The following is a 24,887-nucleotide window of genomic DNA, read 5'->3' as shown; positions in this document are numbered from 1 at the left end:
TCACGCATCGAGTCTCCTTGCCATCAACGTGCGTTCCGGGGCACCTGTGGTCGCCCCGGCCTGAGGAAAATTCAGATTTCGCCGCGCGCGCCCTCTGCGTCCGGCGACAGCCAGGCGCGGGACACCGCGTGCGGAAGGCCGGCGCCGATCTCGTCGACTGCGGTGCGCAGCAGCGCCAGCGGCCCGGTCACATCGGTGAGTTCGGCATGCCGGCCCACCAGGGACACCGTGCACAGGCACGAACCGGCGACGATCACCGGTACCCCGAGCGCGCTCATCCCCGGGGTCAGCCAGCCGTGCGTCACGTGGTAACCGCGTCGGCGGATACCGGCGAGCTCCTCCCGCAGGACGGCGGCGTCCGGGGTGGCGGCGGTGAACCGCTGCAGCCTGCCTTGCAGGACCTGCCGGCGCACCGCCTCCGGGGCGGTCGCCAGCAGCGGGGTCGCGCTGGCGCCCGAGTGCAGTGCGAGGACCTCGCCGGGATGCAGTGCCACGCCACCGGATCCGCCGCGCCGGGTGTCGAGGCACAGCGCCGCGGTGTGCACGCGCACGGTGAGCGCGACGTCGAGCCCGCTGTGGCGGAGCAGCCGCGTGAGCACCGGACGGGCGATGTCCACCAGGTGCTCGCTCCGGTCGACCGAGCGGTCCGTGAGCCGGTCCGTCGGCAGCAGTGCGCCGTTGACCTCTGCGAGGAACCCCGCGCTCTTCAGCAGCCGGATGTAGCGATACGCCGATGAGGTCGGGATGGCGAGTGCTTCGACCACCTCGGCCACCTGCGCCTGTCCCCGGTCCTGGATGAACTCGAGAATCCGCATTCCGCGGGCCAGGGACGACAGCTCGCCGGTCGGCGGCCGCTCGATCGTCATGGTCACCTCCGACGCACCTGCAGCCCGCGTCCCGGGGAGCCGGTGAGTCCCTTGTCGGCGTCCCAGACGACCGTGCCGCGGCTGAGCGTCAGTGCGACCCGAGCACCGGGGACATACGTGTCGTAGGGGCTCCACCCAGCGTTGGAGTGTTGGGCCGAGCCGTCGATCCGCCAGTCCTCGGTCGGGGTGAGGACGAGAATATCGGCGTCGTATCCGGGCGCGAGCCGGCCCTTGCGATGGCCGATGCCGTATCGCTCGGCCGGGTTGCTGGTGAGCGCGGCCACGACCCGGGAGAACTCCGGGCCGGCCCCGTAGCGGCGCAGGCACGCACCGAGGGTGGTGGCCACCAGCGTCTCGGTGCCCGGGGCTCCGGAATGGTTGTCCAGGATTCGCTGATGGTCCTTGAACTCCAGCGGCCAGGGAGCGTGATCGGAGGAGACGACCGCGGCCAGACCGGTACTGACCGCCCGCCACATCGCGTCCCGGCTCGCCTCGTCCCGAAGCGGTGGGTTGATCTTCAACCGGCCACGCTGCTCGACCATGTCGTCCTCGGTGAAGACCAGGTAGTGCGGGCAGGTTTCGAAGGTGATGTCGACCTCCTGCTCCCGGTACCAGCGCACCAGGTCGGCCGAGCGGCCCAGCGACAGGTGACACAGGTGCAGCGCGTTGCCCTGGTGCGCGGCGATCTCCATGGCGGTGAGCACGCCGAGCGTCTCCGACACCGGCGGCCGGGTCCTGCCGTGCACCCGGGGGTCCGACGCGTTGCGGTGGCGTTCGTCGGCCAGCAGCGCCTGGATGATCTCGTTGTTCTCGGCGTGCACGCACAGCACGGAGTCGGCCTCGCCGACCGCCTTCATCACACTCAGCAGCTCGGCGTCGCAGATGCGCGGGAACCGGAACGGGTCGGTGTCGAACAGCGACACCTTGAATCCGACCACCCCCGCGTCGACCAGTTCCTCGGCGCGGCGCCATCCCCCTCCCGGGGCGAGGGTGCCGAGCAGCGCGACGTCGACGACCGCCTCCTCCGCGACTTTCGCCAGCTTGGCGTCGAGGCGCTCGGTGGTGTGGATCGGGCCGGTCGCGTCGAAGGGCATTTCGACGATCGTGGTCACTCCGCCGACGGCCGCCGCCGACGTGGAGGCCCGCAGTCCCTCCCCGGAATGCGAGTAGGAGTGCACATGGGCGTCCACCGCACCCGGCAGCACGAAGGAGTCGCCCGCATCGATCCGCCGCGTGCCCGGGACCGGCGGTCGGCCGGGACCGACGCCGGTGATCACGCCGTCGGTGACGGCGACCCACCCGCGTTCGAAGGCGCCCTCTCCGAGTGGCACCACTCCGGTGAGGATGAGGTCGGCGTCCGGCTGGCCGTGAGTTGCTTCCATGGCAGGCAAAGGTGGCACCCTGCCGGCGGCTCGAAAACATGATTCCCGTAGATCGGGAATCATGTGGACCGCTCCGTCGCCGGGACCGACAATCGGCAACCGGTCGGACCGGATAGACCGGGTTGCGTACGGTGTGGACGAGTTTCGAAGGAAGCGGACATGGCAGAAGATTCGACAGGCCCGGACACCGAGGTCGGGGGCGGCGCGGTCCGTGGGGGCGATCAGTCGATGCGCGGCCTCGTCGAGGCCCTGGCGTGCCGCGGGGAGCTCGTCGACATCGACCGGCCGGTGGACCCGCGGTTCGAACTCGGCGGCGTGCTCGCGTTGTTGGATCGGGGCCCCGCGGTGCGGTTCACCGACGTCAGGGGCTCGGCGCTGCCTGTCGTCGGCAACGTGCTGACCGATCGCGAACGGATCGCGGCAGCGTTGGGGGTGCCGAAGTCCGGCATTCTGGACGCACTGTCCGCGGCCATCGCTTCCCGGCAACCGACCGAGGAGGTCACGGTCGCCCCGTGCCAGGAGCTCCGCTTCCCCGCGGCGGACGTCTGGCGCGAGGTCGTCACGCCCACATTCTTCGAGAAGGACTCCGGCGGGTACATCACCGCGGGAATGATCGTCGCCCACGATCCGGTCACCGGTCACCGCAACGCCTCCTACGCACGGATCAAGCCGCTGGAGCAGACGACAGGGTTCGTCGGGATCGCCCCCAACCACCATCTCAGCGCCCTCGCGCGCTCGGCGGCGACCGCGGGAGGCGGCCTGCCCGTCGCGGTCACGCTGGGCACCCACCCCGCCATCCAGCTGGCGGCGTGCTTCTATCTCGGGCTCGGGGACGACGAATTGGAGCACGCGGGTCACCTGCTGGGCGAGCCCGTCCGAGTCGTCAGGGCCACGACGAGCGACGTGCTCGTGCCCGCCGACGCGGAGGTGGTCATCGAGGGTGTGCTGCGGGTCGACCGACCGGTCCACGAGGGCCTGGTGAGCGAATACCACGGCATGTACGAGGACTACGGCGACGGATGCACCCTCGAAGTCACCGCGGTGACCAGGCGGGCCGACGCCTCGGTCCAGGTGATCCTCCCGGGCCTCGCCGCCGAGCACTCCTTCCTCGGTGCGCTGCCGATCGCCGCCGGCCTGCGGCATGCGCTGCGCGGATTCGGCTGTCGGGCCACCGATCTCGCGGTGACTCTCTCCGGAGGTGGGCGCGTGGACGTCGTCGTCGCTCTCCCTCCGGAACAGCGGAAGCAGGCCAAACGCGCGATCCTCGGCTGCTTCGCCGCCGTGAGCATGATCAAGCAGGTGACCGTCGTCGACTCGGACGTCGACGTCTGGGACGCCGAACACGTCCAGTGGGCCCGCACCAGCCGGATGCGCTGGGAGCGGGACCTCGTCCTGGTGCCGGCCGTCCCGTGCGACCGCAACGTACCCATGCAGCAGGACGGCACCGTGACGAAGGTCGGCATGGACGCGACGGCGAAGCCGGGCGACCGCGCGGCGGGAAACGAGCTCGCCGTCCCGCCGCGCGAAACAATGGACCGGGTGCACGGGTGGTTGACGAGCGACGGCCTTGGCGGCAAGGTGCGGCCGACCCCGGTGCTCTGGGGCGATCTCCACGGCGCACACGAAGGTGGCCGATAAACCGGCGACGCGTCGCCGCCTTCGGCGGGAAGGGAACGACCTGATCGGCAAAGGGCACGAGGTCGAGCCACCGGGCCGGGTCGTGGCCGCGCTCACCGGAGTCGGCCCGGCAAGTCACGTGGCTGCCTCCAAGGGTGGTGCGATGCCACCGATACAGGAGTCGCGATACCGGCCTGTCCCATCGGCCCGGACGGACCGGCGCGTCCCGTAGCACCGCCCGCCGCCCGGTCAATTCGGCCCGGCGAAGATCGACGCCGGCGGGATCAACGCGGTGCTCCGCCCCTCCGCATCGAGGATGTGGCCACCCCGCTTGTACGTCCGGAGGCTGACGAATCGGTCCGCGATGACGATGGACGGGAGCTCGCGGACCAGCGCGGCCTCGAAGGGCGCGATCTCGGCGGTACTGCGGAACCACATCGTCAGCAGCATGTTCGACGGTCCGGTGATCGCTTCCAGGACCCGGCACTTCGGAATTCTGCCGAGCATCTCGCCGGCCCGGTTCACCTCGTCCGGCGGCACCGAGATCATGAACGTGGTCGGGACGATCGGCCCGACCAGGGCGTTCGCGCCTTCACAGCGCAGGGCGATCCGGCCGGAATCGATCATCTTCGCTACGCGGCGCCGGGCAGTGGGTCCGGTCGTTCCGCACCGGTCGGCGAGGTCCGTCCAGGGCAGCCGCCCGTCGTGCGACAGCGCCTCGAGCAGAAGTCGGTCGAGATCGTCGAGCGAAGGTCCTGACCTGCGAGGCGCCCCGGCCTGCGGCCGTGTCAGCAGGGCGGACTGCTGCAGGTCCAGCGCCTGCACCCGCCATCGCGACCCCTCCCGATAGGTCGCCAGCGCGACGAGCGTTGTCACAGAGACGATCCCGCCGATGGTCTCGATCCGTTCACTCAGCAGTCGGTCCAGGTCGTCGAGGCTCGGCGCGAAGGCGTCGACCAGGAAGTCCGCCCCGCCCGACGTCGCGGACACCGAGACCACGGCGGGCTCGGCGATCAGCGCTGCGACGACATCGCGCTTGGCATGCGGCCGGCATCTGACAACCAGGAACGCCGCACACCCGTAGCGGACGAACGCCGGACCCGGTCCGATCGCAATCCAGGCCAGGCCGCGCTCGGACAACGCACTCCACTTCCTGGCCAACGTCTTCGGCGAGTGGCACAGCGCCCCGGCCAGCTCGGCCCAGTCGGCGCGAGGGTTCAGCTGGAGCGCATCGATGAGCGAGATATCGAGTTCCGACCCGGGGTGAGTGTTCATATCGGGCAGTCTGGCGCTCCGTTGTGTCAAATATGGGCCAGTTGACGAATTGAGTGATGCGCGTCACCCACAGTGTGGAGCGGGCCGCCCAAGCACCCAGGTTCCCAACGCCATCGAAGTCGAGGTCAATGATGCGGACAAAGCCACCACAGCGGGAGCAACCGGTCGCGCAGCAGCACACTCCTGTCAAGGTGCTCCTGGGCTCGATGGCCCTCGTCGAGCTGCTGAGCGGCGTTACCCAGGGCTACCTCACGCCGCTCCTGCCCTCGCTCGGCGGCGCCCTGGGCATCACCGACGCGGGACAGACCCGGATCTACCTGCTGTCCCAGCTCGCCTTCGCCGTGTGGACGCCACTGCTCGCCAAGCTCGGCGACACATACGGCCACCGCCTCTTCCTTCGGGTGTCCATCGCGCTCGTCACCGTCGGATCCCTGCTGATGGCGGCCTGGCCGAGCCAGCTCACGATCTCCGTCGGCGTCGTGCTCCAGGCCGCCGTCGTCGGCTTCATGCCCCTGCTCATCGGCATCCTGCGGCACCGGGCACCGGAGCACCGCCGCTCCGGGGTCGGCCTCCTCGTCGGCGCGCTGACCGCCTCGGTGGGCGTCGGCGGCGTCATCTCGGGCACGCTCAGCGAGCGCTCCGCGGACCTGGGTCTGTGGGTTGCGGTGCCGTTCGCGGTCCTGGCCGTCATCGCGGGCCTGCTGCTCCCGGACGGGGCTCCGCCCACCGGCGAGCGCCTGCCGCTCGGAGCGTTCGCGCTGCTGGCGCTCGGCCTCGTCGGCGTGGTGGCCGCGCTCTCTCTCGGCGGCAGCTGGGGCTGGACCTCGGCCCGCACGGTCGGCTCGATGGCCGGGGGGCTGCTCGCCCTGGCCGCGTGGATCGCTGTCGAGGCGCGAGCGGCGACCCCGCTCGTCAACCTGCGGATGCTGGTCGATCCACCCGTAGCCATCGTCTCGGGGGTCACGTTCTGCCTGGCGTTCTCCACCATCGGTTTCTTCGGCGCGAACGCCGTCTTCCTGGGCTCCTCGCCCGACAAGGCCGGGTTCGGGCTGGCCTACGGGCCGCAGGCGATCGCACTGGTCGCGCTCGCGCTCAACGTCTTCGCCCTCGGCAGTTCCCTCTCCACCGCGACGCTGCTGCGCAGGTTCGGCGAGCGCCGCACACTCGCGCTCTCCGGCGTCGTCATCGCCGCGTCGTTCCTGAGCCTGTTGGCGTGGCACCACACGGCGCCGCAGTATCTCGCCGCGATCGCGCTGCTCGGCCTCGGCTTCGGCGGCTACCAGGCCTCGACCCGCGCGCTGTGCGTCGAGTGCGTCCCGGAGAAGGAGACCGCCATGGCGGCGGGCATCAACGAGCTCGCGCTGTCGTTCGGCGCGGCAATCGGGGCGTCCGTCGTGGGCGCGATCATGTCGGCCCACCAGACCTCGGCGGGCGTGACCCCGCACGCGTACACCTGGCTGTGGTCCGTATGCGCCGGTGTCGCGATTGTCGGCGCGGGCTTGGGCCTGTGCTACCGCAAGCGGGAGGAGTCCCGGTGAACACCGAACACGCCGGCGTGCCGGCCGACATGGCGGCCGCGATCGCGCATGCAGTCGACCGCTGGTCCGACGGGCTCGTAGAGCTCAGCCACAGCCTGCACCGGGAACCGGAACCGGCATTCGCGGAGCATCGGTCCTGCGCCAAGATCGCCGACCTCGTCGCGGCCGCCGGGTTCGCCGTCGAGCGGGGCGTCGGCGGTCTGGACACGGCGTTCACCGCCACGCGCGGGACCGGCGACCTGACGATCGGCTTCTGCGCCGAGTACGACGCCCTGCCCGGGATCGGACATTCCTGCGGGCACAACGTCAACGGCGCCGCCGCGACCGGCGGCGCGCTGGCCCTGGCCGCGGTCGCCGACGAGCTGGGCATCCGCGTCAAGCTCATCGGCACGCCTGCGGAGGAAGCCGGAGGCGGCAAGGCGATTCTCCTGCGGGCCGGTGTTTTCGACGATGTCGCCGCCGCGATGATGGTCCACGCCGGCGGGCAGGACGAGGTCGACGGTTCCTCACTGGCGATGGCCCAGTGGACCGCGAACTACACCGGCCGGCCCTCCCACGCCGCGACCGCCCCGTGGGAGGGCGCGAACGCGCTCGACGCGATCTCGGTGGCTTACCACGCGGTCGGGCTGTTGCGGCAGCAACTCGAGCCGGGGCTGGTCGTCTCCTTCATCGTCACCGAGGGCGGCCAGGCGCCCAACGTCATTCCCGCGCATACGCAGGCGGCGGTGGAGATCCGGGCCGGCTCGGTGACCCGGCTGCGCCGGGCGCAGGCCCGGGTCCGGGCCTGTCTGGAGGCCGGCGCGCTCGCCACCGGGACGGAGCTGGAAATCACCCCGTGCGGGGAGGAGTTCGCCGACCTGCGGCAGGACGAGTTCATGACCGGCGCTTATGTCCGGGCGCTCAAGGCCCTGGGGCGGATCCCGGTGTCGCGCGCGGGTGAGCACATCGCGTCGACCGACATGGGCAACGTTTCGCAAGTGCTGCCGGCGATCCACCCGACCATCGGCTACGAGGTCGGCGACGCCGCCCACCACACGGCCGAGTTCGCGGAGCACGGAGCGTCGCCCTCCGCCGACTCGGCGGTGCTCGCCGGGGCTGCGGCAATGGCGCTGGCAGGAGCGGAGCTTGCACGCGATCCCGAGCAGCGGGCCCGGCTGCTCGACGGGGTGAGGGGGCGACTGAGCAGCGTCGGGTCCGATCCCGGTGCGGAGGTCGGACATCGGTAGTGCACCTGCCGACGGCTCGCCCAGCGGCCCTCCGTCCACGACCTGGTCACCCGGTTCGATTACGTCACCGACCCCGGCAGGATCGTCATCGGCCTCTCCGCCGCCCATATCTGGGACGCCTCCTCCGTCGCCGCGCTGGACACCGTCACCGCCAGGTACGAGCAGCGCGGCAAGACCGTCGAGATCATCGGCCTGAACCAGCCGAGCGCGGAGATCCACCAGCCCCTCAGCGGCGAACTCACCGGCGGTCACTGACCCCGGGTACCACGGGTGCCGGCCGTCACGGCGCCGGCCGGCCCCGCAACGTCACCCCGTACCTCGTGCGCAGGCGGGTGATCTCCCACCACGCCACGGCCGAGACCGAGGCCGGGCCGCCGATCAGGGCGCAGACCCGGACGAGCGGCGGGCCCGGCGGCATTCCGGCCATGGCCAGGTTGATCACCGCCAGCTCCCACACCAGCACACCGGTCAGCAGGGCCGGAAGCGCGGCGTGCACCTCGGAGGTGCCGAACACGGTGCGGACCACCGTCGTGGAGGCGAAGCAGACGAAGAACAGCATCCACACCACCGGAGCGAGCAGGGCCAGCCTGATGAGCGGCCCGAACAGGTAGTGATCGAAGTTCTGGCCGAGGAACACCTCCCCCACGAAGAGCAGGGGCACCGCCGTGAACGCGGCGAAGTACCACAGGGCCGAGCGCACGGCGGGGCGCAGCCGGGTCCGCATGCCCGGCCTCTCGGCCGGTGGTGCGATCCGGAACAGGACCAGGATCACCAGGGGCGTGGTGAGGAGCAGCAGCCACGGTGTGACGGCGAGCCGCAACGTGTACTGCTCCTGGATCTCCGCGAAGTCCGACGCGGTGCCGTAGACGACGAGGATCAGACAGGAGGTGACCAGCGCGGCCCAGGCCCTGACCTTCTGCACGCGCGTCACCTGCGGGTCCAGGACGCGACGGTGGGTGTGCGGAGGGAATCTCAGGTGCGCCTGCCTGCGGGCCGACCGGGCCAGCGGATAGGCCAGGACCGGCAGGAGCAGGGGCCAGAAGCAGAACAGGATCGCGGCCCACGCGCAGCCGTGGACGGGCAGCCGTCGCAGCAGCTCCATCAGCGGGGGCCAGTCGCCCTCGCGGAACTGCTGCCACAGCGAACGGGGCGGCAGGTACGGGGGGTGGTGCGGAAATCCCGGCCCCGGGTAGGGCCCCGGGTACGGATTCGGATGCGGCCCCGGGTACGGATGGGGGCCGGGCTGCGGCGGCACGCCCGGTGGCGGTGACTGGCCCCCGTTCGGCGGCCACGTCGGGCCGTACGGGTTCTGTCCCCCGAAAGTCACGCCGGTTTCCCTCCTACGAAGCGGGGTGGATGTGCTGTGGAACGGTCACGAGGCAGGCGAGGCCCGCTTCGGCGCGGGAGCCCGCTTCAGCTCAGGTGCACCGGCAGCGATTCGATGCCGTACACGATGGACAGCTTGCGGAAGGCCAGGTCCTGGGGCGGGACGGCGAGCCGCATCGCGGGGAACCGCCGGGCCAGGGCCGGGTAGGCCGTGCGCAGTTCCATCCGGGCCAGTTCGGCGCCGATGCAGCGGTGGATGCCGTGGCCGAAGGCGAGATGGCCGGCCGAGGGAGTGCGGTGCGGGTCGAAGCGCCCGTCGTCCGTGACGTACGCGGCATCGCGGTTGGCAGCGCTCAGCGAGCAGAGCACCATGTCGCCCCGGGGAATGACCACTCCGCCGATCTCGATGTCCTCGCGGGCGAACCGGGGGAAGGCGATCTGCACCGCGGAGAGGTAGCGCAGCACCTCCTCGACGAAGGGGGCGGTCATGGTGTCGTCGTTGCGTATTCGCTCCAGGACGTCCCCGTTCTGCAGCAGCACGAGGGAGCCGAGGGCGATCGTGCTGGCGGTCGTCTCGAAGCCGCCGGTGAGCACCCCGTCGGCGAGGCCGGCGAGTTCCTCGTCGTCGACGTTGTCGCCGTGCTCCCGCACGATCATGCCGAGCAGACCGTCGCCCGGCTTCCGGCGCTGTGCCTCGACGACGCCCCTGAAGTACTCCAGCGACTCCGACATCGCGCCGAAGGGCGCGGTCGTTCCGGCGAAGAGGTCGAAGCGGTCCATGGCGAGCTGCTGGAAGTCGTCGCGGTCCTCGTACGGCACGCCGAGCAACTCACAGATCGTGAGGGAGGGGATCGGCAGCGCGAACTCCTGCACCAGGTCGACCGGGCCCCGGGCGGCTTCCATCGCGTCGAGGCGTTCCGCGACGATGGCATCGATCCTGGGGGTGAGTCGCCGCAGCCGGCGCATCGTGAACTCCGGGGTCAGGATGCGGCGCAGTCGCGTGTGCACGGGAGGATCGTTGAACCCGAGTCCGCCGGGACTCTGTTCGGCGGCCACCCCGGCGTTCGTCGCGAGGTGCGCGAAGTCGGTGCTGAATCCGTCGGCCGAGCCGAGGACGGCCTTCGACTCCTCGTAGCCGCTGACCACCCAGGCGTCCATGCCGAACGGCAGCGAGACCTTGTGCACCGGCCGCTTCGCCCGGGTCCTGGCCAGTTTGTCCACCGGGTCGAGGCCGTCCCTGCGCAGCATCATCAGCAGGTCGTCGGGGAGCAGCCTGACCGTCGAGGACCCGATCCCGTACTTCTGGATCCTGGACAGGTAGCTGCGCCCGATCCGGGCGGTGATCCGAGAGCGGAACGTAGTAGTCAATCTGCACTCCATGAGTCGTCGCGCGGTCCGCACACACGGTGCGGACGTGAAACAGCTGTGCAGCAGGCGCGGATGTGGATAGTGGCCGGCGGCGACACGGCTTGTGCCAAACGGCATTCTGTCTCAGAGCGTGAGCAATCAGCGCCCCGGCGGCACCAGATCCGTCCTGCGGCGATCGGACAGCCACGGCCGGTGATCGTGCGCGCACCGTGCAGGATCGCCTGAAGGTCTGCGGGTGCCCGGCCACTGCGGAACGGCTACCGGCCCCCCACGACCGGGTCAGGTGCTCCGCGTTCGGCTCTCCTTGCCCGCGCCGGACCCACCGGTGACTCTGTCACAGCCTCTCAACAGCACCAGGGGCCCCAATTGCCTCCAGCCCCGGCGAGTTGATAGGCATAGCGAGACATTTGTTCGCCCAGCTCGGCAGGAGCACCGGCATGAAGTTCGACATGGGGGCGCAGGTTCTGACGAATCTGTCGTCGAAGTCGCGTGGGTCGAGTGATGACCTGGGTACGTTGATTCGTCAGCTGTTGCAGGCGGCGGCGCCGTTGGAGGGGAAGTTCAACGGTGCGGGCCGTGCGGCGTTCGATTCGTTCAAGGGTCGTTCGGACGAGATCACGGCGGCGTTGAACGGTTCGCTCTCGGCTCTTCTCGGTGGTCAGTCGGGGATGGAGCAGGCGTTCGGTTCGGGTGATCAGGAGCAGGGTGACAACGCGCGGCAGCAGATGTCGGCGGCGAACTTCGACGCGGCGCGCTTCGGCGGCCGGTGACAACGGGGAGTTGGGTTTCTGATGGCTGGTGACGGTGACCGTCGTTCGTACGACATCGGTGCGTCCGCGGACGCGCAGGGCAACATCCAGGTGGTGATCGGGCGTCTGGAGGAAGTGATCGCGGCGCGGGACGGTCAGGTGAAGGCGGCGATGGCGGACTTCGCGGCCGATGGTGTGGCGGACGAGTACCACGGCAAGGAACTGCGGTGGAACCGTTCCTCGCAGGAGGTCAAGAACATCATCCAGCTGCTGAAGACGACGCTGGAGAAGAACGACGGCACGGCGCAGCACACGATCACGCGCGCGAAGGCTGCGGTCGACAACATCGGCTGAGTTGTTCCTGATCGGCTGTCATTGATTGATTGGTTCACGGGGGTGTGCCGGTGACTGGGTGGGATCTGAAGCCGCAGGGTATTCAGGGTGTGCTGAAGACGACGGGTGAGGTCGCGTCGAAGATTCAGACGTACGCGACGTCGTACGGGGATCATCTGTCGTCGGCGGCGTCGAGTGCGGGCACGATCACCGCCGAGGGCGGCGGTGGTGGCGGTGGCAAGGGCGGGGAGCAGGCCGTGGGTGGTCTGGTCGCGTTGGCGTTGTCGCAGTTCGCGGAGCACACCACTCCGGATCTGAAGTTCATCGCGGGGCGGGCGGGGAAGTCGCTGACCGGTGCGGTGGACGCCACGACCGCGTACCTGAACGGTGACCTGGACATGGCCGCCGAGGCGCAGCGCAAGGCGTTGGGTGCGGTGGATCTGGATCCGAAGAGGCCGGGGGTGCAGTCGCGGTGATCAAGCCCGAGGCGATTCCGCAGTACACGGGTGATCTGGGTCAGCTGGAGAAGGATCATGCGAGTCTGACGGCGGATGCGGGTCATGTCCGGGACACCGGTTCGTCGGTCCATACGCATTTCCAGGCGTTGTCGGCGTATTACAAGGCTCCTGAGGCGGAGCGGTTGTTCGCGTCGACGAAGCCGGTGCAGGACCGGGCGGACGGGTTCGCGGACGATCTGGAGAAGGTCGCTTCGTCGTTGTCGGACTATGCGGCGGAGATCCGTCCGCTGGTCACGAAGCTCACGCGGCTGAAGGCGGACGCGACGACGTTCGTGAACGACAACAAGGACGACGACGACTGGGAGTACGACGGGGACAAGGTCGAGGAGCACAATCAGCTCCGCGACGACATCACCGCGACGGTCGCGGCGTTCTGGGCGGCGGAGCGGACCTGTCACAACAAGATCACCGCGTTGTTCGGCGGGACGCAGATGGTCGCCGGGGACGGGTCCGAGCGCAAGGACCAGTACGGGTTCGACGCGGACGATCTGAAGAACGCGAAACTTCCCTGGGGCGACCCGGTCGAGGAGAAGCACCACTGGTACGAGGTCGGTCACTGGGTCAAGTCGTTCGTGTGGGACGGGCTGATCGTCGACGGGATCTGGGGCACCATCAAGGGCCTGGGCACCCTCGTCGGGTTCGGTGGCTGGGACGCGATGGGGCAGGCCTGGAAGGGCCTGGCCCAGCTCGCGACCGGCCTCGCGATCAGCACGATCCCCGGCGCCTCGACCCTGTTCTGGACGCTGCCCGACGACAAACTCCCCTCCTGGCTGCGTGACTCGCGCACCGCGATGAAGGAGACCGGCAAGGCCCTGGTCGCGTGGGACGAGTGGGGCAAGAACCCCGGCCGGGCGGCCGGGGCCGTCACGTTCAACGTCCTGACGACCGTGTTCACCGGGGGCGCCGGCGGTGCCGCCGCGGGAGCCGGGAAGGCCGGAGCGGTCGCGAAGGTGCTGTCCGTCGCGGGCAAGGCCGGCAAGGTCATCGACCCGATGACCTATATCGCCAAGGGCGCCGGTGCGGGCCTGTCGAAGATCGGTGACATCACCAAGGGCCTCAAGGGCATCGGCAACATCGAGATCCCCAAACTCCCCGACGACGCGATCACCCTGCCCGAGGGCTCCCTCAAGCTTCCCGACGGCACCGTCCACCTCCCCGACGGCGCCCCGATCCCCGAGGGCGGCGTCAAACTCCCCGACGGCAACATCAAGTTCCCCGACGACGCCCCCCTCCTGCCCGAGAACACCACCAAACTCCTCACCCACACCGACGTCCCCGTCCAGTACTTCGACCACGACGGCAACCTCCTCGACGAACACGGCGACATCGTCCAGAAGGCCGAGGACGCACCCGTCGAGCCCTCACCCGACGTCCCGCACACCGACAACCCGCACACCAGCACCCCGCACACGGACACCCCGCACACCAACACCCCGGTCAAGGAACCGGCCCTGGTCGGCGTGGGCGCCCACACCGCGGACAACGTCGCGCACGCCGGCGCCAACGCGGGCGACAACATCACCCACCTCGGCAGCGACCTCGCCGACACCGGCCGCATCGGCGACGACCTCCCCGGCAGCCACACCGGCGACCACCTCCCCGGCGGCCACGCGGGCAACCACCTCCCGGGCGGAAACGCAGGCAACCACCTCCCGGGCGCAGGAGTGGGCGACCACCTCCCCGGCGGCCACGCCGACGACCTCGGCCACCACCCCACCGCCGGCCACGAACCACCCACCAACAACCACACCGGCGGACACGGCGACGGACCCGGCAGCCACAACGACGGCGGACACGGCAGCGGCGGACACGACGGACCGGGCAACCACAGCGACGGTCCCGGCAACCACAGCGACGGACCGGGCAACCATGGCGACGGTCCGGGCACCGGCGGCGACCACGCCCCCGACAACCCCGGCGGCCACAGCGACGGGACCGGCTTCCCCGAGGAACACGTCAACAGCCTCGACCACCCGCCATCGGAACCGTTGTCCACGGTCAGGCCGGACGGCGCACGTTATATCGATGAGCCCTCCGCGCATGCGGGGCAGGTTTACGACGAGATCCGGGCCACCCCCGACTCGGTGGACCTTCCGGAGATCTCCAGGAACACCGGCATCGATGAATCCGTTCTGCAACGGGTCAAGACGCACCTGTTCCGTACCGAGCACGTGGTCGTCGCGGAGAAGGGGGTCGCCCGGGAGGGGCTCTTCACCCCGCGCGATGACATCGGCGATCTTTGGCAGGCGGCCGGGCAGCGTAGCCTGGACGCAGACGAGGCGCTCAAACTCCAGCGCCTTGTAGCTCATGAATACATGGAAAGCCACCTCATGGAAGCAGGGCTCCCCTACATATTCGACCACCCGCAGTCATGGACGGTCGACATGGTGAACGGTGTCCCTGACGGCCACTACCGCGCCTGGCCCGACAGCTGGGTGGACGCGGGAGCTCACGAGCTCACAGTGAGCGAGCGCAGGGGCGGGTTCGCGCAATGGGAAGGGCTCGGGCTCGATGCGCCGAAGATTGAACTGGCGCCCGACCTCTCAAACATCAACGAGGTGATGGAGGCTGCCTTCCAGGAGCTCCGTTCGAAGGGACTGGACCTGAAATGACCGATGGATCGACACTCGCCCTGCTGGAAAGGCTGCGTACAGCCGACTGGTCCGGCGATTGGGATCACGCCTTCGAACACGCGCAGTCCCGCCGTCTGCTGATGCACGAGTACCTTCGACGTTCCGCTCTGTGGGCCCAGGCATACGGAGCCGAGGCCGACTGGCCCTTCTTCGACGTCACTCAGTACATCGACAAGGAGTTCCGGCTCCCACCGGCACTTGCCACGGAGCTCGACGAGTGCCTCAAGAAGGTCGCATACGGCGCCCGGAAGACCTGCGGGGCGGCCGTACGATTTGCGGAGCTCCGCGCACAGGGCAGCATCGCGACGCCCGACCTGCCCGACCTCTACGAGCCCCTGATCCTCTTCTACGAGCGGGGCGGCGAGTTCCTTCAGGACGGGGCCGGATTCCTCGACCTGACCGGTGTGTCCATCAAGCCCCGCAGCCTTCAGAACCACCTCGCGGACCTGCCCTTCCTCACCTTCGACGGGCGCACGCTGGACGCCCTGGACGCCAAGGGACGGATCTCCTACCACGCGACAGCCGACCGTTCGGGGCCCGTCCTGCGACGGCGTCTGCTCAAGGCCGCGGAGCAGCGCGACGAGGTCTTCACGCAGGACCTGCGCTGGGAGCCGACGGACCTGCTCCAGCTCTCCGACGAGAAGAAGACCGATGTTGTCTACACGCAGATCGGCGACATCGAAGCGGCCGAGCTCATCCAGTCGGCCATCCGGGGCTCCTCCCGCACCTGACGCGTTGCGGCCGATGGCGAGGTCGAGGAGCGGTCGGCCGATGCCGGCCGGGGACGGGCTACGAAAGGACAGCGAACCGTCGCGGGCCGCCCCTGAGCGGCTGCGGGCCATCGCCTGCGACGATCTGGACTCGACCTTCGCCCACGATCGTTCACGCGCGCTGCTGATGCGTGAGCACATGCGCCGTGCGGCTCTGTGGGCGCACGCCTGCGGCACCGAGGAGGGCCGGCCGTTCTTCGACGCCGGCGAGTACGTCGACCCCGGCGGCCGGGTCACCTACTACGCGAAGATCAGTGAGGGCTTTCCCCGGAACAGCCCGCGCGGGATCCTCCGGCGCCGCACCATCGGCCGGGAAGCGGAAACGCACGACGAGGCGTTCACCCGGAATCTCCGCTGGGAACCCACCGAATACCTCCGGTTGTATGCGCTCGGCCACAACGAGATCGACCATGTCGAGATCACCGAGATCGAAGCCGCCGCGTTCATCGAATCGACGACGAAAAGGCTCGCCGGATCCTGATGACCCGCCGGGTCCGCAGGCGATCACCAGGCCACGGATACGGCGATCGAATGATCGCCGCTCAAATCGTGCGCAGGGAGTGAAGATCGACCGAAGATCCTCGGGAGCCCCGCCGAGCCGGGAGGGCTCCCCTTCCCCCGCGGCCCGGTCATGTACTTGGTTCTCACACGTCATAGCCTGCGTCGTGCTTCGGTAGCCCTGTCACAGCCTGTCCACAGCCCCGAGGTCCTCGATTGCTTCAGCACCCCGGAGTTGATAGGGATGGTCAGCACATTTGTTTGCACAGGCTCAGCAGGGGGATTGAATGAAGTTCGACATGGGGGCGCAGGTTCTGACGAATCTGTCGTCGAAGTCGCGTGGGTCGAGTGATGACCTGGGTACGTTGATTCGTCAGCTGTTGCAGGCGGCGGCGCCGTTGGAGGGGAAGTTCAACGGTGCGGGCCGTGCGGCGTTCGATTCGTTCAAGGGTCGTTCGGACGAGATCACGGCGGCGTTGAACGGTTCGCTCTCGGCTCTTCTCGGTGGTCAGTCGGGGATGGAGCAGGCGTTCGGTTCGGGTGATCAGGAGCAGGGTGACAACGCGCGGCAGCAGATGTCGGCGGCGAACTTCGACGCGGCGCGCTTCGGCGGCCGGTGACAACGGGGAGTTGGGTTTCTGGTGGCTGGTGACGGTGACCGTCGTTCGTACGACATCGGTGCGTCCGCGGACGCGCAGGGCAACATCCAGGTGGTGATCGGGCGTCTGGAGGAAGTGATCGCGGCGCGGGACGGTCAGGTGAAGGCGGCGATGGCGGACTTCGCGGCCGATGGTGTGGCGGACGAGTACCACGGCAAGGAACTGCGGTGGAACCGTTCCTCGCAGGAGGTCAAGAACATCATCCAGCTGCTGAAGACGACGCTGGAGAAGAACGACGGCACGGCGCAGCACACGATCACGCGCGCGAAGGCTGCGGTCGACAACATCGGCTGAGTTGTTCCTGATCGGCTGTCATTGATTGATTGGTTCACGGGGGTGTGCCGGTGACTGGGTGGGATCTGAAGCCGCAGGGTATTCAGGGTGTGCTGAAGACGACGGGTGAGGTCGCGTCGAAGATTCAGACGTACGCGACGTCGTACGGGGATCATCTGTCGTCGGCGGCGTCGAGTGCGGGCACGATCACCGCCGAGGGCGGCGGTGGTGGCGGTGGCAAGGGCGGGGAGCAGGCCGTGGGTGGTCTGGTCGCGTTGGCGTTGTCGCAGTTCGCGGAGCACACCACTCCGGATCTGAAGTTCATCGCGGCGCGGGCGGGGAAGTCGCTGACCGGTGCGGTGGACGCCACGACCGCGTACCTGAACGGTGACCTGGACATGGCCGCCGAGGCGCAGCGCAAGGCGTTGGGTGCGGTGGATCTGGATCCGAAGAGGCCGGGGGTGCAGTCGCGGTGATCAAGCCCGAGGCGATTCCGCAGTACACGGGTGATCTGGGTCAGCTGGAGAAGGATCATGCGAGTCTGACGGCGGATGCGGGTCATGTCCGGGACACCGGTTCGTCGGTCCATACGCATTTCCAGGCGTTGTCGGCGTATTACAAGGCTCCTGAGGCGGAGCGGTTGTTCGCGTCGACGAAGCCGGTGCAGGACCGGGCGGACGGGTTCGCGGACGATCTGGAGAAGGTCGCTTCGTCGTTGTCGGACTATGCGGCGGAGATCCGTCCGCTGGTCACGAAGCTCACGCGGCTGAAGGCGGACGCGACGACGTTCGTGAACGACAACAAGGACGACGACGACTGGGAGTACGACGGGGACAAGGTCGAGGAGCACAATCAGCTCCGCGACGACATCACCGCGACGGTCGCGGCGTTCTGGGCGGCGGAGCGGACCTGTCACAACAAGATCACCGCGTTGTTCGGCGGGACGCAGATGGTCGCCGGGGACGGGTCCGAGCGCAAGGACCAGTACGGGTTCGACGCGGACGATCTGAAGAACGCGAAACTTCCCTGGGGCGACCCGGTCGAGGAGAAGCACCACTGGTACGAGGTCGGTCACTGGGTCAAGTCGTTCGTGTGGGACGGGCTGATCGTCGACGGGATCTGGGGCACCATCAAGGGCCTGGGCACCCTCGTCGGGTTCGGTGGCTGGGACGCGATGGGGCAGGCCTGGAAGGGCCTGGCCCAGCTCGCGACCGGCCTCGCGATCAGCACGATCCCCGGCGCCTCGACCCTGTTCTGGACGCTGCCCGACGACAAACTCCCCTCCTGGCTGCGTGACTCGCGCACCGCGATGAAGGAGACCGGCAAGGCCCTGGTCGCGTGGGACGAGTGGGGCAAGAACCCCGGCCGGGCGGCCGGGGCCGTCACGTTCAACGTCCTGACGACCGTGTTCACCGGGGGCGCCGGCGGTGCCGCCGCGGGAGCCGGGAAGGCCGGAGCGGTCGCGAAGGTGCTGTCCGTCGCGGGCAAGGCCGGCAAGGTCATCGACCCGATGACCTACATCGCCAAGGGCGCCGGTGCGGGCCTGTCGAAGATCGGTGACATCACCAAGGGCCTCAAGGGCATCGGCAACATCGAGATCCCCAAACTCCCCGACGGTTCGGTGCAGTTGCCCGACGGTCGCCTCCTGGAGCCCAACGGCAACCTGGTCACTCCGAACGGCGTGATCGACACGACCCCGATCCCGCACGACACGGTCCCCCATACATCGGGGCTGCCGTCGTCCTGGCAGATACAGCAGCCGGTGCCGTCGGGAGTTCACGCGGGAGGCGGCTTCGACCACGTACCGGGCGGAGCACCCGGCCACGTACCGAACGGATCGTTCGGCCCCGCCCCAGCACACTTCGACCCGGCGAGCCACGTACCCGGCGGAACACCCAACCACGTACCGAACGGATCCTTCGGCCCCGCCCCAGCACACTTCGACCCGGCGGGCCACGTACCCGGCCATGTCCCGGGCGGCGTCGGCGGTCACGTCCCCACCGACCACTTCCCGACGGGCGCGGGGCACGACATTCCTGGCCACACGGCTCCGGGGCACGACCTGCCCACGGGCGCGCACGGACCGGGCCACGACGTACCCGGCAGCAACCCGCACACGACGGACGCTCCGCACACCCCGGGCCACGACGGACCGGGCGCGCACGGGCACGACGGTTCACACGGCGGCGGGCACGACGGGTCGCACAGCGGCGGGCACGCGGACGACGCGGCCGCGCACGGCGACGACGCGGCGCACGTCGGTGACCACGGCGGGCATGTCGACCCGCACGGCGCCGCCGGTGACGCGCTGCACGGCGCCGACGACGCGACGACGGCCGGGCATCACGGTGCGGACGGGCCGGGCGGCGGGGGTGCGGGTGATGGCTTCAAGTACACCCCGCACGTTTCCGCGGACGACTTCGATGATCTCCCGACTGCCGAGAAGCACGCGGTCGCGGCAGCCGAACTGACGGACGGTACCGTTCCGTTCGCCGACAACAAGGCCGCGATCGCATACGGTCGGAACCACTGGAACGACTATGTGGACAACTTGGACCCGTCCGCGAAACAAGCCCTTCGGGACTACACGGGTGAGACGTTCCCCTCCTACCACGACATGAACGGCTACCTGAGGGGTACCGAGGGCTACGGTCCCAGCGCCGCGGTGACGCACGACATCGCCGAGATGGACCGAGTTCTGTCCACCCGTGCCGTGCCCGACGACATCATGGTCGTCCGGGGTACTGGTCTGGGTCACCTCAAGCTGGACTCCCCATTCGACATGCTGGGCCAGACGTACCCGGACAAGGGGTACACCTCGACCTCCCTCGGTAACCACCCGGTGTCCGGCTTCGCCGGCAAGGAGGCGATCCTGCACCTCCGCGTGCCGAAGGGGACGCCCGCCCTGTGGCTGGAGAAGGTCTCGAAGTTCGATGTGGAGGAGCGGGAACTGCTCCTGGCCCGCGGTTCCGAATTCAAGGTGACCCGTGTCTTTATGGACAATGGTCAGGTCCAGGTCTATGGGGAAGTCCTGCCTTCGAATAAGGGAGCGGTGCACGAATGAGCAACGAACAGCGGCCCAATCCGCGGTTGAACGAGGATCTGTTGTTCAACGAGGCGCCCGGAGGGCCACCGCGCTACAGCCGTCTGTCCCACAAGCCCGTCCAATACCTGACAGTGGCGGGCAAGGACGGCGAGGTGATCGGCTACGTGTGGGCGAACGACGAAGACGACGCCGCCGGGTGGCTGGTGCGCAAGGCAGGCGGTGACGAGGCATTCAACAAGGGCGCCAGGTGGGCCAGGAAGCTCCACGACGCAAAGGCCCGTGGGATTGCGCCGACGTCCGCTCTGGCGGAGATGATTCAGGAGTCGGACCCCACGAAGAGCAGCTACGTCGTGCCCGGATCCTTGACCGAGGCACCGAACGTCGAGGTGGTCAGGAGCCTGGCCGACGCGGGCTGAGGCCCGGCCCACCCACGGCAAGAGCGGACCATGACGTACCAACCCGACGCACCGCGATACCGCGCCGAGACCGACAAGCCGGTCCATCACCTCGCCGTCGCCAACGCACGCGGCGAGGCGATGGGCTATCTGTGGGCCAACGACGAGGATGAAGCCGCGGGTTGGTGCCTGCGGCCCGCCGGTGACCGGGCCGGGTTCGACGAAGGGCTCGAATGGTCCGCGAAGCTCGGCACCGCCAAGGCGCGCGGGCTCGCACCCACAGCCGCGCTCGCCGAGCTGGCCCGCGGCTCGGACCCGAGGTGCGTCAGCCATGTCGTCCCGGACTCCCTGGCCGCGGCCCCGTCCCTGGCCGCGCTCAGGGAGCTGGCCCACGTCGTCACCGAGGCCGACGACCGGCGTCTGCTGGCTCAGCTCGACCGCGAGAACGCCGACGCGTGGCGCGAGCTGAGGAGCGCGCTCGCCGCGCTCACGGACGAGGACCGCGCCGTGCGGTGGTCCGAGGGCGGGCAGCAGCCCGACGGCACCTGGCGGATGAGCTACCCGCTCCACGGCGAGCGGCTCCAACGCCTGGTGCGCGCACTGCCCGCCGTCGGCGCGGTGACGCCCGCGTACCTGTGGCGGGACAACCCGCCGCCGGCCGTGCCCGCCGACGGACGGCTGAGTCCGGCCGACGCGGTGCGTGCGGCCACGGCCGTGGTGCGTGGGGAACGCTTCTCCGACGGGACGATCGCGCAGGCGGCGGGGGACGGTCTTCTCGACGCCGTGGCCGAGTCGTTGTGCGCCTGGTACGAGGCCGTGGCCGTCGGTTCGCGGGACGATCCCTGACGAATACGGAATGCGCGTTCGCCGTGCTCGCTCGTGCCGCAACCTGGGCTGTACTGCCTGCTCGCCCATGCCTTATGTTGCAGGAGTGAATTAGGGGATTCCCGTACGGTGCCCGCCGACTGATGCGGAATATGCCGCTCCCCCGGAGTGGGCGGGAGTGACCCGGCCCCGGCCGCCGTTCCTCGCGCCGACGGGCCGATGATGCAGCGACCATGACCGACGCAACGTACGACTGAGGCAACGGACGACAAGACGAATGGCACGGGATTACGACAGCCAGCTTCTGGAGTCGGTGGCGGTAAGGCGGCGCAGAATGCGCGACGCACTGCTGTTCGGCGCGCAGCGGGCACGGCGCACGGCGGACGAGCGGCTCGGGAAGGTGTTCGCGGGGATCGCCATCGCCGCCGTGCTGTGCGCGGGATGTGTGGGGTGGTCGTTCGTCCAGAACATGCTGGAGAAGCAGAAGGCCGAACAGCAGAAGCAGCAGCGCCAGGAACAGCAGTACCAGCAGCCGACGAAAACGGCGCAACCGGAGAAAACCGGGGAATCGGCGAAGAATCCCCAATAAGTCAGTAACTCCGGCAAATTCAGAAAGAGTTCCCCGTAAAGGGAACTGAGAAGGCGCTAGTAGCATGGGCACGCCAAGCTGCCCGACTCCTCAAAACGTCGCGATGATAGGTTCCCGTAAAGTGGTGAGCACAGCAACGACTTCCCGAGCGCAGCTCAGCCGGGTGACTCTGGTCGGTGAGCGACGCCGGGCCGATATCGTCCTGCCGTCCGACACCCCGATCGGGCAACTGCTGCCGGACATTCTGCAATTGCTGGACGACCGGGCGGCAGCGCGCCCGATGACACGGCAGTTGATCACATCGGACGGCTCCGCGCTCCCCCACGACAGCACGCTGTCCTCGGCCGGGATCGCGGACGGTGCGGTGCTCCGGCTCGTCCGGGCCCACTCCGCGCCCCCTGCCCCGGTCGTGCACGATGTCACCGACCTGGTGGCCGACGATCTCGATCTGCAGGCCTGGCGCTGGCGTCCCGCCGCGCGCCGGACGAGTGCGGGTGTGGCGTCGGTGGCCTTCGCGGTGGTCGCCGCGCTGCTTGCCCGACGTGAGTTCGCCCTGGACGCGCTGACCGGTGCCCTCACGGCCGCCACGCTCGTCCTGCTGGCGGCCGGTGCGCTCATCTCGAAGATCGGGCAGGGCAACCGGGGTCTGGCGACGGCGCTCCTGCTCGCCTCCGGCAGCCTCGGCATCCTCACCGCCTGGACCGCCGCGGACGCCTACGACTGGGCGGGGACCTCGCGGCTCGCCGCCGTGGCCGCCGCGCTGGTCCTGACGCTGGTGCTCCTCGGCTACTTCTCGCCGCTCGGCCGCGGCGGGCTCATCGGCGCCGTCGCCACCACCGCGATCACCGTGGTGTGGGAGGCCGTCGCCGCCGTCCAGGACGACCTGGCCCGGCTCGGCGCGGTGATGGCCGTCTTCTCCGTCGTCCTGCTCGGACTGCTTCCCCGGCTCGCCCTGGCGGCGTCCGGGCTCACCGCGCTCGACGACCGCCGCTCCGGCGGCGCCTCCGTCAGCCGCCACCAGGTGGGCAACGCGCTGGCGGCCACCCACCGCGGCCTCGCCCTGGCGACGGTGATCACCGCGGTCTCCGCGGCGGCCGGCGGCTGGCTGCTCACGCTGGCCGACAAGCCGTCCGTGTGGACCGTGGCGCTCCCCTCGCTGGTGGCCCTCGTGCTGCTCTCCCGGGCGCGGGCCTTCCCGCTGGTCGCCGAGGTCGTGGCGCTGTTCGCCGCCGCCGCGGTCCTGGTCGTGCGCCTGGTCATGCTGTGGATGCAGCACGCCGGGGGCGCCGGTCCGCTCGCCCTGCTGGTCGTGGCCGCGGTGCTGCCGCTGCTCGTCCTGGCGGTGCAGCCGCCCGAGCATGTGCAGGTGCGGCTGCGGCGCATGGCCGATCTGGTCGAATCCATCGGCGTGGTGGGGCTCTTCCCGCTCGCCGTCGGTGTGTTCGGCGTGTACGGACAGCTGCTCAACAAGTTCTGAGTCGACGCGCAGGTGCTCCGGGCGGGGCAGCAGGGCGAAAAAGAAGGGCAGACATGCCGAACGAAGACAACTGGCAGGGCGATGTGCTGCGCGCCATGAGGGGCGGCGCCGCCCAGGAGGGCGCGCAGGGCCCCGGCGGTCAGGGGTACGGTGCGCCCGCGCAGGGTCAGGGCGGTCAGGGGGGTCAGGGCGGTCAGGGCGGTCAGCCGTACGGTGCCGCCGCGCCGGGTCCCGGCCTGCCCGCGCAGAACGCCCACGCCTACGGGGCACCCCAGCAGCACCCCGGATACCAGGACCCCCAGCAGCCCCAGCAGCACCTCGGCTATCAGGAGCAGCAGCCTCAGCAGTACTCGGGCTATCAGGAACAGCAGCCGGCCCAGCAGCACCCCGGCTACCAGGAACAGCAGCAACCGCACCAGCAGCACCCCGGCTACCAGGAGCAGCAGGCCGTGGCCGCCCACCCCGTCGGGCAGGCGCAGCCGCAACAGGTCCAGCCGCAACAGGCGCAGCCCGCGTACACCCCGGGCACCCGCCCCCACCACACCCCCGACTCCCGGCCCGTGGTGGACCGGCAGCTGGCCGCCGTCGGGCGCAAGGCGCGGCGCGGCGAGCCGTTCGCCGCACGGGCCGCGCGGGCCCTGCGGGTGAGCGTGTCCTCGTCGGCCGCGCGCGAGGTCGCCCGTACCACCGCCACCGCCGAGATGCTCCAGCAGCCGGTGACGACCGGCCGGCAGATCGCCGTCACCTCCATCCGGGGCGGCGCGGGCAAGTCGACCGTCGCCGCGCTGCTCGGCTCCACGTACGCGCACTACCGCCAGGACCCGGTCCTCTTCGTCGAGGCCGACCCGGCGCTCGGCTCGCTGCCGCTGCGGCTCGGCGCCGAGTCGCTGCGCTGGACCACCGGTGACCTGGCGGGCATCATCGAGCCGCAGATGTCGCTGCTGGACATCACCGGCTATCTCGTCCAGCTCCCCGGCAACGCCTGGCTGCTGCCCGGCAGTCAGGGCCAGATCGGCGCGATGCTGGACAGCAGGGCGTACGAGCGGGTCATGGTGTCGCTGCGGCGCTACTTCGGCGTCACCGTCGTCGACTGCGAGACGCTGCCCGCCGAGGTCGCCCGGGTCGCGCTGTCCGCCGCCCAGGCCCGGGTGCTGGCCGCGCCCGCCACGCTGGAGGGCATCACCAGCACGTACGCGGTCCTGACCTGGATGCAGTCGCTGCCCCGGCAGGTGATCGCCGGCACGGTCGTCGTGCTCAGCGAACTGGTGCCGCACCCCGGACTCGATCTCGACGAGGCGGCGGAGAAGCTGAAGGCCACCGGCGCGAGTGTCCAGGTGCTGCCGTACGACCGGCATCTGGCGGCCGGCGGCGAGATCCGTACCGAACTCCTGGCGCACGCGACCCGGGAGGCCGCCACCCGGCTCGCCGCGGACGTGTTCCGGCTCTCCCAGCAGCACCACTGATCACCGATCGGCAGCACCCGCTGATCCCGATGCCCAGGTCGTGTCCGCAGAGCCCCGTCGT

23 protein-coding genes and 1 pseudogene are annotated in these 24,887 nt (G+C 69.6%); 19 read left to right on the top strand and 5 right to left on the bottom strand.

The window, feature by feature from the left end:
• Positions 1-71: 71 nt before the first annotated feature.
• Both OG611_RS28950 and OG611_RS28945 read right to left on the bottom strand, forming a co-directional pair.
• Entirely contained in the window at positions 72-866 is a 795-nt protein-coding gene (locus OG611_RS28950; RefSeq protein WP_266431287.1) for an IclR family transcriptional regulator, read from the bottom strand.
• Between the two features lie 2 nt (positions 867-868).
• On the bottom strand, positions 869-2,248 hold the full coding sequence (locus OG611_RS28945; RefSeq protein ID WP_266426804.1) for a dihydroorotase family protein: 1,380 nt from the start codon (positions 2,246-2,248) through the stop codon (positions 869-871).
• A gap of 159 nt (positions 2,249-2,407) precedes the next feature.
• Here OG611_RS28945 and OG611_RS28940 point away from each other — a divergent pair, with 159 nt between their 5' ends.
• Positions 2,408-3,886 carry a UbiD family decarboxylase gene (locus OG611_RS28940; RefSeq protein WP_266426802.1) on the top strand — a complete coding sequence of 493 codons (1,479 nt, stop codon included), beginning with the start codon at positions 2,408-2,410 and terminating at the stop codon, positions 3,884-3,886.
• A 228-nt stretch (positions 3,887-4,114) separates the two neighbouring features.
• On the opposite strand, the gene OG611_RS28935 is transcribed toward OG611_RS28940, so the two are convergent.
• Positions 4,115-5,140: an Lrp/AsnC family transcriptional regulator gene (locus OG611_RS28935; protein ID WP_266426800.1), complete on the bottom strand. Its 1,026-nt coding sequence runs from the start codon at positions 5,138-5,140 to the stop codon at positions 4,115-4,117.
• A gap of 206 nt (positions 5,141-5,346) precedes the next feature.
• Here OG611_RS28935 and OG611_RS28930 point away from each other — a divergent pair, with 206 nt between their 5' ends.
• The 3 genes and pseudogenes from OG611_RS28930 to OG611_RS28920 all read left to right on the top strand — a co-directional run.
• Positions 5,347-6,678 (top strand): MFS transporter, encoded by a 1,332-nt coding sequence (locus OG611_RS28930; RefSeq protein ID WP_266426798.1) that lies wholly within the window; start codon positions 5,347-5,349, stop codon positions 6,676-6,678.
• Entirely contained in the window at positions 6,675-7,904 is a 1,230-nt protein-coding gene (locus OG611_RS28925; RefSeq protein ID WP_266426797.1) for an amidohydrolase, read from the top strand. The genes OG611_RS28930 and OG611_RS28925 overlap by 4 nt, the downstream gene beginning before the upstream one ends.
• Positions 7,905-7,934: 30 nt before the next feature.
• Positions 7,935-8,159: pseudogene (locus OG611_RS28920) on the top strand (sodium-independent anion transporter); the annotation flags it as partial.
• 25 nt (positions 8,160-8,184) lie between these two features.
• On the opposite strand, the gene OG611_RS28915 reads toward OG611_RS28920, so the two are convergent.
• Positions 8,185-9,231 (bottom strand): hypothetical protein, encoded by a 1,047-nt coding sequence (locus tag OG611_RS28915; RefSeq protein ID WP_266426795.1) that lies wholly within the window; start codon positions 9,229-9,231, stop codon positions 8,185-8,187.
• Between the two features lie 86 nt (positions 9,232-9,317).
• Positions 9,318-10,598 carry a cytochrome P450 gene (locus OG611_RS28910; protein ID WP_266426794.1) on the bottom strand — a complete coding sequence of 427 codons (1,281 nt, stop codon included), beginning with the start codon at positions 10,596-10,598 and terminating at the stop codon, positions 9,318-9,320.
• Between the two features lie 437 nt (positions 10,599-11,035).
• Here OG611_RS28910 and OG611_RS28905 point away from each other — a divergent pair, with 437 nt between their 5' ends.
• From OG611_RS28905 to OG611_RS28835, 15 genes are all read left to right on the top strand, one after another.
• Positions 11,036-11,368, top strand: a complete 333-nt coding sequence (locus tag OG611_RS28905; RefSeq protein ID WP_266415905.1) for a hypothetical protein — start codon at positions 11,036-11,038, stop codon at positions 11,366-11,368.
• 21 nt (positions 11,369-11,389) lie between these two features.
• On the top strand, positions 11,390-11,701 hold the full coding sequence (locus OG611_RS28900; RefSeq protein ID WP_266415907.1) for a pore-forming ESAT-6 family protein: 312 nt from the start codon (positions 11,390-11,392) through the stop codon (positions 11,699-11,701).
• Positions 11,702-11,751: 50 nt separating this feature from the next.
• Positions 11,752-12,156 (top strand): DUF6507 family protein, encoded by a 405-nt coding sequence (locus tag OG611_RS28895; RefSeq protein ID WP_266426792.1) that lies wholly within the window; start codon positions 11,752-11,754, stop codon positions 12,154-12,156.
• A complete protein-coding gene (locus OG611_RS28890; RefSeq protein ID WP_266426790.1) occupies positions 12,153-14,810 on the top strand; it encodes a hypothetical protein in 2,658 nt (885 codons plus the stop codon). Before OG611_RS28895 ends, OG611_RS28890 begins: the two co-directional genes overlap by 4 nt.
• Complete coding sequence (locus tag OG611_RS28885) at positions 14,807-15,562, top strand: hypothetical protein (protein ID WP_266426788.1); 756 nt, start codon at positions 14,807-14,809, stop codon at positions 15,560-15,562. Before OG611_RS28890 ends, OG611_RS28885 begins: the two co-directional genes overlap by 4 nt.
• A 40-nt stretch (positions 15,563-15,602) precedes the next feature.
• Positions 15,603-16,082, top strand: a complete 480-nt coding sequence (locus OG611_RS28880) for a hypothetical protein (protein WP_266426786.1) — start codon at positions 15,603-15,605, stop codon at positions 16,080-16,082.
• 304 nt (positions 16,083-16,386) lie between these two features.
• Positions 16,387-16,719: a hypothetical protein gene (locus OG611_RS28875; RefSeq protein WP_266415905.1), complete on the top strand. Its 333-nt coding sequence runs from the start codon at positions 16,387-16,389 to the stop codon at positions 16,717-16,719.
• Between the two features lie 21 nt (positions 16,720-16,740).
• Positions 16,741-17,052, top strand: coding sequence for a pore-forming ESAT-6 family protein (locus OG611_RS28870; RefSeq protein ID WP_266415907.1), 312 nt, complete (start codon positions 16,741-16,743; stop codon positions 17,050-17,052).
• Between the two features lie 50 nt (positions 17,053-17,102).
• Positions 17,103-17,507, top strand: a complete 405-nt coding sequence (locus OG611_RS28865) for a DUF6507 family protein (RefSeq protein WP_266426783.1) — start codon at positions 17,103-17,105, stop codon at positions 17,505-17,507.
• Positions 17,504-20,095 carry an ADP-ribosyltransferase gene (locus OG611_RS28860; RefSeq protein WP_266426780.1) on the top strand — a complete coding sequence of 864 codons (2,592 nt, stop codon included), beginning with the start codon at positions 17,504-17,506 and terminating at the stop codon, positions 20,093-20,095. Before OG611_RS28865 ends, OG611_RS28860 begins: the two co-directional genes overlap by 4 nt.
• Positions 20,092-20,493, top strand: a complete 402-nt coding sequence (locus tag OG611_RS28855; protein WP_266426777.1) for a hypothetical protein — start codon at positions 20,092-20,094, stop codon at positions 20,491-20,493. Before OG611_RS28860 ends, OG611_RS28855 begins: the two co-directional genes overlap by 4 nt.
• A 30-nt stretch (positions 20,494-20,523) precedes the next feature.
• Positions 20,524-21,318 (top strand): DUF6508 domain-containing protein, encoded by a 795-nt coding sequence (locus OG611_RS28850; protein ID WP_266426775.1) that lies wholly within the window; start codon positions 20,524-20,526, stop codon positions 21,316-21,318.
• Between the two features lie 256 nt (positions 21,319-21,574).
• Positions 21,575-21,886, top strand: a complete 312-nt coding sequence (locus OG611_RS28845) for a hypothetical protein (RefSeq protein ID WP_266426773.1) — start codon at positions 21,575-21,577, stop codon at positions 21,884-21,886.
• A 103-nt stretch (positions 21,887-21,989) separates the two neighbouring features.
• Positions 21,990-23,363 carry a type VII secretion integral membrane protein EccD gene (eccD, locus tag OG611_RS28840; protein WP_266426770.1) on the top strand — a complete coding sequence of 458 codons (1,374 nt, stop codon included), beginning with the start codon at positions 21,990-21,992 and terminating at the stop codon, positions 23,361-23,363.
• Positions 23,364-23,416: 53 nt separating this feature from the next.
• The gene (locus OG611_RS28835) at positions 23,417-24,826 is read left to right on the top strand and encodes a MinD/ParA family protein (RefSeq protein WP_266426767.1); all 1,410 of its coding nucleotides are present in this window, start codon (positions 23,417-23,419) and stop codon (positions 24,824-24,826) included.
• The last annotated feature ends 61 nt before the right edge of the window (positions 24,827-24,887 follow it).

The organism is Streptomyces sp. NBC_01363, assembly GCF_026340595.1.
In the GTDB taxonomy this organism is placed as follows: domain Bacteria; phylum Actinomycetota; class Actinomycetes; order Streptomycetales; family Streptomycetaceae; genus Streptomyces.
Note: the sequence above shows the minus strand (reverse complement) of the source record. Positions and strands in the feature narration are given on the sequence as shown.